Source organism: Pseudovibrio flavus (assembly GCF_009711345.1).
Taxonomy (GTDB): Bacteria; Pseudomonadota; Alphaproteobacteria; order Rhizobiales; family Stappiaceae; genus Pseudovibrio; species Pseudovibrio flavus.
The window spans coordinates 16,272-31,006 of sequence record NZ_SMMA01000052.1; the positions used below are offsets into that span (position 1 = coordinate 16,272).

15 protein-coding genes are annotated in these 14,735 nt (G+C 51.3%); 11 read left to right on the forward strand and 4 right to left on the reverse strand.

Annotated elements, in window-relative coordinates; genetic code table 11:
- The first annotated feature begins 3 nt into the window (after positions 1–3).
- The 6 genes from E1162_RS03355 to E1162_RS03380 are packed head-to-tail and all read left to right on the forward strand — an operon-like array spanning position 4 to position 5,667.
- On the forward strand, positions 4–1,107 hold the full coding sequence (locus E1162_RS03355; RefSeq protein ID WP_257098629.1) for a TRAP transporter substrate-binding protein: 1,104 nt from the start codon (positions 4–6) through the stop codon (positions 1,105–1,107).
- Positions 1,108–1,164: 57 nt separating this feature from the next.
- Positions 1,165–1,737 carry a TRAP transporter small permease subunit gene (locus E1162_RS03360; RefSeq protein ID WP_371311792.1) on the forward strand — a complete coding sequence of 191 codons (573 nt, stop codon included), beginning with the start codon at positions 1,165–1,167 and terminating at the stop codon, positions 1,735–1,737.
- Between the two features lie 26 nt (positions 1,738–1,763).
- Entirely contained in the window at positions 1,764–3,128 is a 1,365-nt protein-coding gene (locus E1162_RS03365) for a TRAP transporter large permease (protein ID WP_155126797.1), read from the forward strand.
- Positions 3,129–3,152: 24 nt separating this feature from the next.
- Positions 3,153–4,475: an amidase gene (locus E1162_RS03370; protein ID WP_155126800.1), complete on the forward strand. Its 1,323-nt coding sequence runs from the start codon at positions 3,153–3,155 to the stop codon at positions 4,473–4,475.
- A 23-nt stretch (positions 4,476–4,498) separates the two neighbouring features.
- The gene (locus tag E1162_RS03375; RefSeq protein WP_155126803.1) at positions 4,499–4,708 is read left to right on the forward strand and encodes a hypothetical protein; all 210 of its coding nucleotides are present in this window, start codon (positions 4,499–4,501) and stop codon (positions 4,706–4,708) included.
- Entirely contained in the window at positions 4,705–5,667 is a 963-nt protein-coding gene (locus E1162_RS03380; protein WP_155126806.1) for a 2-hydroxyacid dehydrogenase, read from the forward strand. The genes E1162_RS03375 and E1162_RS03380 overlap by 4 nt, the downstream gene beginning before the upstream one ends.
- Before the next feature lie 17 nt (positions 5,668–5,684).
- On the opposite strand, the gene fabI is transcribed toward E1162_RS03380, so the two are convergent.
- Positions 5,685–6,449 carry an enoyl-ACP reductase FabI gene (fabI, locus tag E1162_RS03385; RefSeq protein ID WP_155126809.1) on the reverse strand — a complete coding sequence of 255 codons (765 nt, stop codon included), beginning with the start codon at positions 6,447–6,449 and terminating at the stop codon, positions 5,685–5,687.
- Between the two features lie 139 nt (positions 6,450–6,588).
- On the opposite strand from fabI, the gene E1162_RS03390 reads away from it, so the two are divergent.
- The 4 genes from E1162_RS03390 (at position 6,589) to E1162_RS03405 (ending at position 10,639) form a co-directional block, all read left to right on the forward strand.
- On the forward strand, positions 6,589–8,085 hold the full coding sequence (locus tag E1162_RS03390; RefSeq protein ID WP_155126812.1) for a helicase HerA-like domain-containing protein: 1,497 nt from the start codon (positions 6,589–6,591) through the stop codon (positions 8,083–8,085).
- Between the two features lie 80 nt (positions 8,086–8,165).
- Positions 8,166–8,867: a Rossmann-fold NAD(P)-binding domain-containing protein gene (locus tag E1162_RS03395; RefSeq protein ID WP_371311797.1), complete on the forward strand. Its 702-nt coding sequence runs from the start codon at positions 8,166–8,168 to the stop codon at positions 8,865–8,867.
- Between the two features lie 116 nt (positions 8,868–8,983).
- Positions 8,984–9,427, forward strand: coding sequence for a DUF3429 domain-containing protein (locus E1162_RS03400; protein ID WP_257098630.1), 444 nt, complete (start codon positions 8,984–8,986; stop codon positions 9,425–9,427).
- 54 nt (positions 9,428–9,481) lie between these two features.
- A complete protein-coding gene (locus tag E1162_RS03405) occupies positions 9,482–10,639 on the forward strand; it encodes an MFS transporter (protein ID WP_155126821.1) in 1,158 nt (385 codons plus the stop codon).
- A 25-nt stretch (positions 10,640–10,664) separates the two neighbouring features.
- Here E1162_RS03405 and pstS read toward each other — a convergent pair whose 3' ends face one another.
- From pstS to E1162_RS03420, 3 genes are all read right to left on the reverse strand, one after another.
- Entirely contained in the window at positions 10,665–11,726 is a 1,062-nt protein-coding gene (gene pstS / locus E1162_RS03410) for a phosphate ABC transporter substrate-binding protein PstS (protein WP_155126824.1), read from the reverse strand.
- A 229-nt stretch (positions 11,727–11,955) separates the two neighbouring features.
- Entirely contained in the window at positions 11,956–12,633 is a 678-nt protein-coding gene (locus E1162_RS03415; protein ID WP_155126827.1) for a ChrR family anti-sigma-E factor, read from the reverse strand.
- Positions 12,630–13,190, reverse strand: coding sequence for a sigma-70 family RNA polymerase sigma factor (locus E1162_RS03420; RefSeq protein ID WP_155126830.1), 561 nt, complete (start codon positions 13,188–13,190; stop codon positions 12,630–12,632). The genes E1162_RS03415 and E1162_RS03420 overlap by 4 nt, the downstream gene beginning before the upstream one ends.
- A 197-nt stretch (positions 13,191–13,387) precedes the next feature.
- Between E1162_RS03420 and E1162_RS03425 the strand changes: the two genes are divergently transcribed.
- The gene (locus tag E1162_RS03425; protein WP_155126833.1) at positions 13,388–14,734 is read left to right on the forward strand and encodes an NAD(P)/FAD-dependent oxidoreductase; all 1,347 of its coding nucleotides are present in this window, start codon (positions 13,388–13,390) and stop codon (positions 14,732–14,734) included.
- Position 14,735 lies beyond the last annotated feature (1 nt).

Here is a 14,735-nt window from a genome sequence, read left to right on the forward strand (position 1 = left end):
ATAATGAAACGCCTTGATAGAAGAAGCTTTCTCAAGGGCAGTGCGCTGGCTGCAACCGCAACAACAGCATCCCTCGCAGCACCTTCAATCGCTAGAGCCCAACCGGTTCAAATGAAGATGCAAGCAGCGTGGGGTGGCGGCATTTTTCTTGAAAACGCGCAGTCCTATGTAGACCGCGTCAACCAGATGGCTGGCAACGCCCTTCAGATTGACCTTCTGCCAGTAAACTCGGTCGTGAAAACCAGCCAGATGCAGGATGCGGTACACCGCGGCGTGCTTGATGCTGCACACTATGTTCCTGCCTATTGGTACTCCAAATCCAAAACAGCCTCCTTGTTTGGCACAGGCCCATGCTTTGGCTGGTCTTCTCAAGAAGTTCTCGGCTGGGTCAACTATGGCGGCGGTCAGGAACTCTTTGACGAACTCATGGGCATTCTGGGCCTCAATGTTGTTTCCTTCTTTAATAGCCCAATGCCAGCTCAGCCTCTTGGATGGTTCAAGGAAGAGATCACCGACGCTGCTCAAATGAACGGCCTGAAGTACAGAACCGTTGGTCTAGCAGCTGATGTTCTGCTGGAAATGGGCATGTCTGTTGTCCAGCTTCCGGGCGGTGAAATTCAGCCAGCCATGAAGTCCGGCCTTATCGATGCAGCAGAGTTCAACAACCCGACGTCTGACCGAGACTTCGGCATGCAGGATGTTTCAAAGCACTATCACCTTGCATCGTTTCACCAGTCTCAGGAGTTCTTCGAAGTCACCTTCAACAAGCAGAAGTATGAAGCTCTGCCAGACGAGCTGAAGGCAATCTTGAAGTATGCGTCAGAAGCAGAGAACTCCAACTTCTACTGGCACAACACCAAACGCTATGCGGAAGATCTGGAAACACTTGCCAACGATCAGGGCGTGAATGTGTACCGCACGCCAGATTCAGTCATGCAGGCCCAGCTTGAGGCTTGGGACATTGTCGTTGACCGCATTTCCAACGAAGACCCGTTCTTCGCGAAGGTCGTAGATTCCCAAAAAGCCTATGCAAGGCAGGTGATGAACTACCTGAACCTGAACCAGCCTGACTACAAGTTGGCTTACGCCCACTATTTCGGCAGCTAACCAACACCTGTCGGGGGCTTCTGCCCCCGATAGTTTTCACATTGTGTGGGGGGCACGGTGTCAAAAATCATCTATGCCATTGAATATCTAAGTGTATGGGTCGGAAGAGCGTTCGGTTGGTGCATTCTCATCTTAACGCTATCGGTTTCCTACGAGGTGTTTGTGCGCTACGCGCTTAATGCACCGACCGTATGGGCCTTCGATATGATGGTGCAAATGTATGGTGCGCTGTTCTTGATGGCTGGCCCCTATGCGCTCGCTCAGGACGCGCATGTGCGCGGCGACGTCTTTTACCGCCTCATGCCAGTACGCTATCAAGCCTCCATCGACTTCGTCCTTTACCTGCTATTCTTCTTCCCCGGCATACTGGCTCTGTTTTGGTATGGCGCAGAGATCGCCTCAGACAGTTGGCGTTATCAGGAAGTCAGCTGGAATAGCCCTGCGCGCATTCAGATTTATTTCTTCAAGACCCTCATCCCGATTGCTGGATTTCTTCTCATTTTACAGGGCATCGCAGAGTTACTTCGTTGTTGGAGGGCTATACGAACCGGCAAGTGGATGAAGCGACTGGATGACGTGAAAGAAACCGAAGATTTGCTGATGGAGCAAGAGCCCAGCGCAGGTCATTGATTTATTTATTTTATTGAGAGCAAACGATGACGAATCCAGAAGTCGCCATTTTGATGCTGTGCCTGTTCATCCTACTGGTGTTATTGGGCTTTCCCATTGCATTTACGCTGTTGGCTATGGGTGTGGGCTTTGGTTACTACGCCTATTATCAAGGCAATCTCGATAGTTTTGCGGATCTGTTCAACAACAACATTTTCTACCTGCTTAACCAGAACACCTACTCTGTGATGGAAAACGACACGCTGGTGGCCATCCCGCTCTTTCTGTTTATGGGATACGTCGTTGAGCGCGCCAATATCGTCAATCGTCTTTTCTATTCCTTGCAACTTGCAGCTCGGAACCTACCCGGCTCCATGGCAATCGCCGCTCTAATCACCTGCGCGGTATTCTCAACGGCTTCAGGAATTGTCGGTGCGGTGGTTACGCTCATGGGTTTGCTCGCATTCCCCGCTATGGCTAACGCCCATTACAACAGGCAGTTCGCAGCTGGTGTTATTTGCGCTGGCGGTACCCTTGGCATTCTCATCCCCCCATCCATCATGCTTATTGTTTATTCAGCGATCGCAGAGCTATCACCGCTTAGACTTTACGCAGCCGCTGTTTTTCCCGGCTTGATGTTGGCAGGTCTCTATATTCTCTATGTTATTGCCCGCGTTGGCATCTCCCCTTCAATCGCCCCCAAGCCCAAACAGGAAGATATACCGCCAGCAGCCCAAATCTATATTGAATTGCTGATATCGTTCGTGCCGCTCACTGTTCTGATTATGCTAGTACTCGGCTCAATTCTCGGAGGCCTTGCAACACCCGCGGAAGCAGCCGCCATGGGTGCATTGGGCGGGCTGGTACTCGCCTTCCTCTACAGGGCGCTCACTTGGCAGAAAGTGAAAGAAAGCGTCTTTCTGACTGCAAAAGCTACAGCAATGGTTTGTTGGCTCTTTGTCGGTTCATGGACGTTTGCCTCCGTCTTTTCATACCTTGGCGGTCATGATGTCATTGAGCATTGGGTGCTTAGCCTGAACCTTGAACCTTGGCAGTTTCTGGTAATGGTTCAGCTCATCATTTTTATTCTAGGCTGGCCGCTTGAGTGGTCAGAAATTCTGATCATTTTCGTACCAATATTCCTGCCGATGCTCGATACATTCGGCGTGAACCCCTATTTCTTCGCGATGTTGGTTGCGCTGAACCTCCAAACTTCGTTCCTCACCCCGCCCATGGCCATGTCGGCCTATTACCTCAAAGGAGTGCTCCGAAGTCAGATCGAACTGGTCGATATCTTCAAAGGTATCCTGCCTTATCTAGCCATCGTTATTCTTTCCATGGTTCTCATGTACCAATTCCCAGGGATCGCTCTTTGGCTTCCAGATTATCTCTTTGGTGAGTATATTCCCTAATTAGAATGAGGTGAGCAGGAATTCATGAGCTATCTATTGAGCGCGAAAGAAGCACGGGATCAAATTCTGGCAGGGACACTAACTTCGGAAGCGTTGGTGCGATCCTGTCTGGATAGGATTGATGAAACCGATAATACACTTCACGCTTGGGCTTATGTTGATGCTGAGGGGGCAATTGAACAAGCCCGAGAGCTTGATCAAATTCGCAGACAAGGCAAACCCACGGGGCTTCTCCACGGCGTACCTGTTGGCATCAAGGACATAATTGATACCAAAGACATGCCAACAGAACGGGGCTCACCGATCTTTCAAGACCGCCGCCCCAAAGATGATGCGGAACTGATCAACTGTCTGAAGGAAGCAGGCGCAATCATTCTTGGAAAAACCGTAACGACAGAACTAGCGTTTTTACATCCAAGCGAAACACGCAATCCGCACAATATCGCGTACAGCCCGGGCGGTTCTTCGAGCGGATCAGCAGCCGCAGTTGCAGCTTATCAAGTACCTCTTGCCATCGGAACGCAAACAAATGGGTCTGTCATCCGTCCAGCCTCGTTTTGCGGAGTTTTTGCAACGAAACCGACAAGCGGCGTTATATCGAGAACTGGCGTTTTGCGAACATCGGTAACCCTCGACCAAGTGGGAGGTTTTGGTAGAAGCCTAGAGGACCTTGCAATCTTGAACGATGCGTTGGCCACCTACGACCCTAGAGACATCAACAGCTACCCATATCCCAAGCCCCATTTTCATGAAGGGTATGCGGCAGATCCGCCCGTTACTCCCAATTTAGCGTGGCTCGACCTACCCTTTTCTGATCGGCTCTCGGAGGAAGCAACGGCAGCATTTAAGGAACTAAAGTCTGTCCTTAGTCCGATCATGGAGACAATCCCCTGCCCTCCAGCTTTTGCAGGCCTGCCGGATACTTTGATGACCATTCATCTCTATGAGTTCTGTCAGCATCAGGCAGAAACAATCGAAACCCGATGGTATGACCTTAGTGAGACGATCAAGCCCTACATCGAAAAAGGACGTGCCATTAGCCACTCCCAATACGAAGAAGCGATCGGCACGAAAACTGCGGCAAGTGACTTCTTCGATGCCTTTTTCAAGGACTTCGACGCCATTTTGTGCCCTTCCAGCACTGGTGCTGCTCCAACGTTCGAAAAAGGTACAGGAGATCCATGTTTCTCAACTATTTGGACACTCTCCGGTTTGCCATGCCTAAACCTGCCTCTTCTTTCCAGCTTGGAAGACATGCCAATGGGCGTGCAATTGATCGGCGGACGCGAAGAAGACGACAGATTAATGCGAACCGCCCGCTGGCTACTCAACGAGTTGACTGAATAAAGACTAACTAGAGAGGTATGCCTATGCCGCCACGCTTTATACTGATCCTCTTTGCTCTTCTGGCAACGCTGCTATTTGCTGCGTTTATTCTTGGTTTGGCCGAGAGCATATCCAGTGGCTTCGCAGGTTTCTGGGGTGGGCTGCCGTTCTGGGTCATTACTGTCTTTGTGCTTTGCCTCGCTCTCTATGACTTCTGGGAGGACTGCGTCAAAGAACTAAGGAAACAAAGATGAACAAGCCTGTTTTATGGATCACCCGTCGCCTGTCTGATGCCGCGCTGGAGCGTGCGCAGAAGGATTATGACACCATCATCAACTGGCACGATGATCCACCATCACAGGAACAAATCATCGCAATGAGTGCAAAGGTTGATGCCATATTGCCGTGCCATTCCGAAATTTTTGACCGGCAAACGACCGAGCAATTAAACGATCGGCTCAAGATAATTGCCAATCATTCAGTCGGTGTCGATCATTGTGATCTTGCAGCGCTCGCCCAGAAGGGAATTCGCGTCACAAACACACCAGATGTGCTGTCTGACGCAACGGCGGAGATCGCGCTCCTCCTTATGCTTGGGGCTGCACGGCGCGCCGTAGAGGGAGATGCGCTTGTTCGCAATGGAAAGTGGGAAACATGGAGCCCCTCCTTCATGGTTGGGAAACAGGTAAGCGGCGCTCGACTAGGTATTATCGGGATGGGCCGCGTTGGCAGGGCTATGGCCCGAAATGCCCGCGGCCTTAATATGGAGGTACATTATTTCAATCGCAGCCGTCTATCGGCTGAGTTAGAGCAAGGCGCTATCTATCATGACACCCTCGATAGCCTCCTCCCCGACTGTGACTTCCTGTCCCTACACTGTCCGGCAACGCCAGAAACAACAGGCATAATGAATGCAGCCCGTTTTGCGCAGATGCCAAAACAGTCAGTTTTCGTTAACACCGCAAGAGGCGCGCTGGTTGTCGAGGAAGACCTTATTGCCTCATTGCAAGACGGCCAGTTATTCGCAGCAGGGCTAGATTGCTTTGTGAACGAGCCCGGCGGCAACCCTGAGTTTGCCAAGCTACCCAATGTCTTTATGCTTCCACATATAGGTAGCGCAACAGACCGTACGCGAGATGCAATGGGCTTTCGCGCTCTTGATAATCTTGACGCATTCTTTGCAGGCAAAATTCCGCAAGATCTAGTTGCCTAGACAAGCAAACATCACTCCTATCCGATAATGCGATAACCGCCATCAATCGGGTGAATTACACCTGTGGTATTGTGGGCTTCATTACTGGCAAGGAAAGCGGCATACGCGCCGATATCGTCGATAGTCGCCAAGGCATGCGTTGGAGCTTTCTCTGCGGCTTTTGCCAGCATTCTATCAAAATGGGCAATACCGCTCGCTGCTCTCGTAGCAAGTGGCCCCGGTGACAATGCGTGAACAGAAATTCCTTTATTTCCAAGCTCTGCAGCAACGTAGCGCGTTGTGCTTTCCAGCGCAGCTTTTACCGGCCCCATGATGTTGTAGTGTGACACAACCTTTTCAGATCCATAAAAGCTCACGGTAAGAATGGTTCCGCCTGGCCCCATTAAGGGCTCAGCCCGCTTTATAAGCCGCAAAAACGAATGAACGGAAATGTCCATCGCCATGGCAAAGCCCTCGGCGGAGCAATCAATCACACGTCCATGAAGATCGTCTTTTGGGCAAAACGCTATGGAGTGTATGAGGATATCCAAAGAACCCCACTGCTCTCGAATTTGCTCGAATAACGCGTCGAGTTGCACCGCACTGCTGACATCCAAGGGGGCGAAAATCGGCGCTTCCAGCTCTTCCGCTAAAGGGCGAACGTACGGCTCTGCTTTCTCATTTAGGTAGGTTACTGCTATCTCGGCCCCTTGAGCACGCAATGCCCGTGCGCAGCCCCATGCTATCGACTGGTCATTTGCTACACCAACGACCAAAGCCCTTTTGCCTTTCAAAGAAAACATAGTGCCTTCCACGCTCCTCATACACATTTGGTAGACACTCATGGTAGCCCCTTAAATATAAATGGACGTTGAAATTGCCCTAGCGTTTTCAATCGGGTTTCATGATGATTGAGTAAGAACCGCTTGCAGAGGTAGCTCAATGACAACGGACGCCAAACAGCTTTTTATCGGCTTATCAACCAAGCCGGAGTATCTCAATTTAAAGCGTGCCAATCGACATGGGCTCATCGCCGGAGCCACAGGAACTGGAAAAACCGTTACGCTCCAAATTCTTGCGGAAGGTTTTGCTAAAGCTGGCGTGCCAGTGTTTTGCGCGGATGTGAAAGGCGACTTAAGCGGCATTGCAGCAAAAGGTGAATCGAAAGATTTTCTGATTAAAAGAGCTCAGGAAGTCGGGCTGGAGAACACGTACACCTTCCATGCTTTTCCTAGCGTGTTCTGGGATCTATTTGCAGAGCAGGGGCATCCGGTTCGTACAACGCTTTCAGAAGTTGGCCCTCTACTTCTCTCACAACTATTGGAATTGAACGAAACGCAGGAAGGTGTTCTCAACATCGCTTTCACGGTCGCAGACAACGAAGGGCTGCTGCTGCTCGACCTGAAAGATCTAAGAGCACTTCTAGAAAACATCAGTGACAGAAGAAGCGAACTTTCAAAACGTTATGGAAACATATCCGCCGCATCCATTGGCGCGATACAGCGCCGCCTCCTCGTACTGGAGCGTCAAGGGGCAGACCTCTTTTTCGGTGAGCCCGCTCTGGCAATAACGGACTTTATAAGCCGTGCCGCAGATGGCCAAGGCACCATCAATATTCTGGCAGCGGATAAATTGATGCTCTCGCCCAAACTTTACGGCGTATTCCTGCTTTGGCTTTTGTCCGAGCTGTTTGAAGAACTTCCAGAGATTGGAGACCCCGAAAAGCCGAAGCTGGTCTTCTTTTTTGATGAAGCTCACCTACTGTTTGATCAAGCCCCAAAGGCATTGATTGAAAAGGTGGAACAAGTGGTCCGCCTCATTCGATCCAAGGGTGTTGGTGTTTATTTCATTACCCAAAGCCCGTTGGACATACCGGAAGAAATTTTAGGCCAACTGGGCAACCGTATTCAGCACGCTCTGCGGGCTTTCACTCCAAGGGACCAGAAAGCCGTTCGTGCTGCCGCGCAAACTTTCAGGCCAAACCCCGACCTTGATACGCAAAGCGCGATCATGGAACTAGGCGTGGGTGAGGCTCTGGTTTCGACCCTCGATAGTAAGGGTGTGCCAACCCCAGTCCAACGTACTCTCATTCGCCCACCCTGCGCGCGCATAGGCCCGCTTTCTCAGGAGGAAAGAGCCAAGCTCATCAAGCAAAGCCATTTCTTTGGTAAGTATGAAGATACCTACGACAGGCAATCGGCCTACGAGATGCTGCAGGCAAGAGCCGACAAAATAGTCGCGGCGATCAGCGAACCAATGGGATCGCCAGTACCGGAAATAAAACCCCAAGAGCCTGCGCCGGAAAAGCGCCCATCCAAGAGGCGTAGACGCGAGAGCCCTATGGAAGCCGGATTAAAATCTGCAGCGCGAAGCATAGGGACGTCACTAGGACGCGCCCTCATTCGTGGCATACTTGGTACGTTCAAGAAGGGCTTTTGACCCAGAGGTCCATCTGGTCTGCACCTGCGTAACTATTCCAAACTTCACGAAGGAGCGGAACTCTGGAACCTGCAATCGTTATATACGGCGCTTCTGGTGCAATCGGCTCTGCCATGGCAGACCAACTAGCGCTTAACAACCCTGATACCAAGGTGTTTGCCTTTTCGCGGCGGCCCCACCCATACGCAAGAGGCAACATCGAGAATATTGCTCTGGATGACTTTAGGGAAGCTGCGCTAGCGGAGTGTATTAAAAAGGTTTCCAGTAAACACTCCATTCGGACCGCCATAGCCTGTAGCGGTATGCTTTCAGACGCAGATACAAAGCCTGAGAAGTCCTTGAGAGCGGTGACGGGTGAAAGTATGGAGAGGCTCTTCTTCGTAAACACAGTGATACCGTCCCTATTTCTAAAACATGCGATCTTAAATGCACCGCGCAATGTACCCTATACAGCCGCGGCAATCTCAGCCCGTGTGGGCAGCATTTCAGATAACCAATTGGGCGGCTGGTACTCCTACAGAGCATCCAAGGCCGCACTGAATATGATTATCAAAACCGCAGCTATAGAGGCGACGCGCCTCAACAAGCAATCAGCCGTTATTGGCCTGCATCCCGGCACTGTAAACAGTGCGCTTTCCAAACCTTTCCAAACGTCGGTGCCGGAAGGAAAGCTGTTCTCGCCCGAGCAATCCGCCAAGCACCTCGTTCAAGTTCTTGCAAGTGTTACACCCGCCCAAACAGGAGGCTGCTTCGCTTGGGATGGCGAAGAAATACAGCCGTAAGAAACGAAAATATGCTCAACGGTTCCCTTACATAAACTCCACGGAACCGTAGTGGAAAACCCATACAAATTCGCTAGACTACTAGGCAAAGAAACATCTAACCCTAGGAGATGCCAATGAAGGGGCCGCACATAAACCTCTTTGATGTTCTTGCATACGCTGGCACGCTCCCGTTTATCTTCTGCGCTGGCGCACTTTCAATGGGCTATACAGAGCTTCCGCACGTGGGCACACTCCATGAAATACTTGCCAGCTACACATTGATGATCCTCACTTTTATGGCAGGAACCCACTGGGGTGAGTACATCGCGGGCAACGTCCATAATGAAATCAACTTGCTAGTGACATCAAATGTAATCGCTCTAGGTGGCTGGATACTGTTTTTGCTAGCCCCGCCCTACACATTCTTTATCGGCTGTATTGCGTTGTTCATCACGCTGCTTTGGATAGAGTGGACCCTTCATCGTCATAAGCTCATTGGCTTCAAATACTTCCGCATGCGCATCACTGCCACAGCCATTGTAACCCTGTCTTTACTCGTCGCAGCCTTTGCCCCTTAGCGCAGCAAATCAAACGACGCATTGCATATTTCAACTACTTTTTTGAGGTCTCTCTTGGAACTCGCCCAAACCACCCGTTCGTCGAAAGACATTTCCCTCATTCGGCTTATCTTCTTCATGCAGCCGATTATCTTTGGCGCATGGTTTCCGCGCATCGCGCAGGTACAAACGCAGCTTGGGGTGTCCGACGGGGCCCTTGCTATCGCTCTGACAGGCATGCCGATTGGCCTTATGCTTACCCTCACGTTCGCAGGTGGCGTAGTTGGTCGATACGGATTACGGCCGGTCTTTTTGAGCAGCTTTGTCTTCTTCTTTATTGCCATTCCAGCAGCTGCCGCTTCGCCATCCATCTTCATTTTGTTCGGAATGCTGGCACTTGCAGGGGTAACGGTTGCGCTTTTAGAGCTCGCGATGAATGTCGCGGCAGATCAGATCGAGCGCAGAAGCGGTAAGCTCATCATGTCATCGTGTCACGGCTTTTGGAGCCTTGGTGTTCTGGTCGGCAGTTTGATCGGGTCGTGGTTTGCCTATCAAGGCATCTCCCCGTTCCATTCGCTAGGCCTTATTGGCTTGATAATGCTGGCACCTTGCCTGTTCGCTGTTGCCGCACTTTCGGATATCTCGGTACCGACGAGTAAAGAGGCCAAGTCCAGACCGCGCCTGACGATGCCACTCATTCTTCTTTGTCTCTTCCTGTTTGGCATTGCACTTACAGAAGGGGCTATGGCGGATTGGTCGGCTATTTTTATGCGCGATATTTTTGGTGCAAACGATGGTGAGCAAGGCCTAGCGTATTCGGCATTCGCAGGCTGTATGGCACTTGGCAGGTTTTGCGGCGATGCACTTCGCGCCTCCCTTGGTGCCAAAAACACCGCACGCTTAACAGTGCTTCTTTGCATAGTAGGGCTGTTTACGCTGGTAGCATCGCCAGTTCTTGAGCTATCGCTGCTGGGCTTTGCGCTTATGGGCTTGGGTGCTTCCACCGGCTTCCCGCTGGCAATAACCGCAGCATCTGAAAAAGGCGGAACCTCTCCTGCGGCCAACGTGGCTCTGGTTTCACAAATAGGCATGGCAGGCTTTCTGATCGGCCCACTGATCATCGGAACCGCATCAGACTTCGTTGGCATTAAGCTTGCGTTTTTATTGATGTTCCCGCTGCTACTTATGAGCCTTTTCACATCGGCTTCGGTGACACAGAAAACAGACCAATAAAAAAGGGCCTCAAGGCCCTTTTCTCCTATTTAACAGTCTTCACCAGCCTTTTGGCTTCGTGACGAATAGCATCTGGCATCGGCACATAACCCAAGCGAACCGCCGTTGCGCGCACACGACCACTAAGTAGGAAATCCGCCAGTTCCTTGATCGCATCACTCTTGGCTGTGTCTTTGTACGACTTGTCGATCAGCATCCAGTAGAACGAAACAATCGGATAGGCATTTGTGCCCTCAGGGTCCGGAACAAAGACCATCAAGTCATCCGTTCCCTTTAAAGCAGCCTCCTGAACGGCCAGTTCACCAGACTGCATGGAGGGAGCTACAAACTGCCCAGCTTTGTTTTCAAGCGATGCCATTTGCAGCTTGCCCCCCACACCGAAGGCATAGGACGCATACCCAATCGTTCCGGGTGTTGCTTTAACAAGCTCAACGAGTTCCTCGTTGGATTTGGCGAACTTTGTGCCATCAGGAAAGATACCGGCAACTTCCATGGCAGGCCCAACCTCCGCCCAAACTTTACTGATTTCTTTCAGGTGGTTGGTTAGCGTATAGGTCGCCCCGCTACCCAGATTGGGCGCGATTATTTTAATCGGCAGATCGGGAAGTGTGACGCCATCATTGCTGCTTGCAATCTGCGGGTCGTTCCAATTGGTTATAGAGCCGTCGAAAATTCCTGAAAGCGCCTGCCTAGACAGCCGCAAGTTCTTAATGCCATCCAGATTATAGAAAACACCAATCATACCGGATGTAATAGGCAAAGCTAAAAAGCTCTCGCGTAGATCCTGCCCTTCAATTTGATCCAAAGGAGCTCCGGCAATCGCGTAATCCGCCGTCCGGTTCATAAAGGCGAACACGCCCTGCGCAGTCCCTGCTGGCACATAGGTTACCACCACGTCTTGGTGATCTTTCATGAATAAGGAAATTGCATCCTCATAAAGGACGGTTGGAAACCCAGCACCAGCACCAATGAGATTGGTTTTTTGATCGGATTCCGTAGACGCCTGCTGCGCAGACAATTCCGTAGTGACATTTGCAATAAGAGCAAATGCCATGACTGCATAGACCCAGCGTACCGCTTTAATCATGGCCTTTCCTTTCCTTCAGACACCGGTATCTAGCTACCAGTTCTTCAAGTTTGCCCGATTAATGCGCCGCTCTCCCCTTGGCAGTGCGATCTCCGCCCATGCCTTGCACCTGCACAGACGGATGCTGATAGTGCACCGAAAAAGACCTTGAGACAAATTTTGGCTGATGTCTTGCTAAACGAAGGCTAGCAAAAAAGAAAAGGCCCGGAATGATCCGGGCCTTGGAGGGTTAGAAACCGATAAACGGTTGCAGTAATTTATTGATCACGCCTTTGAACTGCAGCGGCGCATCCGTCACTACCAAGCAGATGCAATCTTCTTCCGTATCAGCGATCGGCTGGTGGTGAACAGAGCCATCCATTTCCTGTACATCGCCAGCTTTGTATCGCCCCGTTTCGTCAGAGAACGAACCCTTGAGGACCATCGTCATTTCGTGGCCATGGTGGCTGTGCTCCGGCGTTACAAAACCGGGAGAGAGCTTGAGTAAGCGGACCTTTTCACCCGGGAGCACGTCCACGGGGAGTGGATATTGCTTAACGCCGGGCGCGACAGTTTTCCATTTGAGCTCATCGAAGCCGCCATCCAACAGCAACTGCAGCGGCTCAGGCAACCCAACCATATCTGCGGAAGCAACCTTGCTTGAAGATGTTCCTACTCCGTTAACGGCTGATGTCTCCACCGCATTGCTATCGATCCGAGCCATAAGCTGGTCGAAAGCGTCTGCGCTCACGGGAGTACACTCAATGTCGTTTAGCAGGACGCCACCAACCACCTCCGCAGTTCGAACGCGCTCACGACAGCTTTCGCACACGGAGAGGTGACTTGATACGAAAAGGCGGGACGCGGCTGACATCGCGCCTGCTGCGTAGCTCAGGATTGTTTCATCGCTGGGGTGATGGTTAATCATTGTTCCAGATCCGCCAGTAAAGTTCTGAGTCTTCCAAATGCCAAGCGCAGACGCGACTTCACAGTACCAAGAGGCAATTGAAGACGGCTGGCAATTTCAGCATGGGTTGCATGTTCGTAGAACGAGAGCTTGATCACTTCGGCCTGATTTGAGGGAAGCTGTGTGAGGGCTACCTCTACCGCCTCTCCAATGACGCCTTGATCGACGTAGGCTTCTTGATCACCTTCTTCGACCATTGCCTGCTCGAAGAAAAACTCTTCTTTCTGAACGAACCGGCCCTCCTTACGAAGGCGATCTATTCTTAGATTTCTCGCTATCGTAAAAATCCACGTAGACGCCGCCGCTTTCGCAGGATCATAAAGTCCCGCTTTACGCCAGATCGACATAAAGGTTTCCTGAACCAGTTCTTCTGCAAAAGGTTCAGAGGATCCAGATCTGATGTAAAATGACTTTAAGCGAGGCGCAAAGTGGTCGAACAAGGCCTTGAAAGCCGAGCGATCAGAGCATTCTCCGACCGAGACCAAATGGGCACTGAGTTTCCTTGGATCCAAACCCAAGTCCCTCTCTACTTTAAGCGTAAGCTGCTCACACGTCACCACGAGACTATCCTGCTGTGTTTGACATCACTTGCAACTACGCAAGTTCAATTGAACCGGATCACACAACCACACATATTTTTTTAGGGCGGTTGAGTGATCCATAGCTGATTAGCGACCTTATGATGCCAAAAAGGAAATGAATTGGAAGACATTTAATGCGCATCGCAATTATCGGTTCTGGCATATCAGGTCTCTCCGCCGCTTGGCTCCTGTCACGCGAGCATGACGTCCATCTCTTTGAGAAGGATGATCGTCTCGGCGGTCACGCCAACACGCAGAATGTCACCGTAGACGGATCTAATGTTTCCGTGGACACGGGGTTCATCGTCTACAACAATCGGACCTACCCAAACCTAAGAGCGCTTTTTGACCATTTAGAGGTTTCGACATCTGCCTCAGACATGTCGTTTGCTGTGAGTACCCGTAACGGATTACTCGAATACTCCGGCACCGGCCTCTCAGGCCTGTTCGCCCAGCCGAAAAACGTCTTCAGCCCCACTTTCTGGGGCATGCTTAACGACGTGCGTCGTTTCTACTCCTATGCCGCAACTGACAGCCTGCAAGAGAAGAACCTCAAAGTTACTCTGGGAGATTACCTGAAGAGGGAACGATATGGATCAGCGTTTATTAATGACCATCTAATCCCGATGGGGGCCGCGATCTGGTCCACCCCGGCTGAGCAGATGCTGGCGTTCCCGCTAAGCTCCTTTGTCGATTTTTGCGAAAACCACGGCCTCATCCAGTTCCGCAATCGTCCCCGCTGGCGCACGGTAACGGCTGGCTCGGCTCAGTACGTCAGCAAGTTGGCGAACGGCATTTCTGGCGGAGTGCACCTCAACGCCGCGATAGACAGTATTGAACGTCGTCCCGGGTTCGTGGAGCTGATCCATCGCAATGGTGACCGTCAACGCTTCGATCACGTTGTTCTAGCGACCCACTCTGACCAATCACTAAAACTGCTTCAAGCGTCTGAAACAGGGGCAACTACCGCGGAAGAAGAGTTGCTCTCGGCGATACGGTACCAGCGTAATCTGGCGGTGCTGCATACTGATGCAAGCTTAATGCCTAAGTCTCGTAAGGTTTGGTCTAGCTGGAACTATATAGAGAGCGAGCACCAAGGCACCAAGCAACTCTGCCTCTCTTACTGGATGAACCGCCTCCAGCCCCTGCCCTGCGAGAAGGACCTATTCGTTACGCTGAACCCTGAAATACCGCCAGCAGACGGCAGTATTTTGCGGTCTATGATCTACCATCACCCGATTTTCGATAGCGCAGCGATGGAAGCTCAAAAGCAGCTTTGGTCTTTGCAGGGAGATCGCCGGACATGGTTCTGCGGTGCCTATTTCGGGCATGGTTTCCATGAAGACGGTCTTCAAGCGGGCCTAGCAGTAGCAGAGCAGCTTGGAGGCGTGCGCCGTCCGTGGACTGTCCAAAACGAGTCCTCTCGCATACACTTGCCAAGTAATAGTCAACGCGGAATCAAGCAAGAGGTAGCTGCTTGAG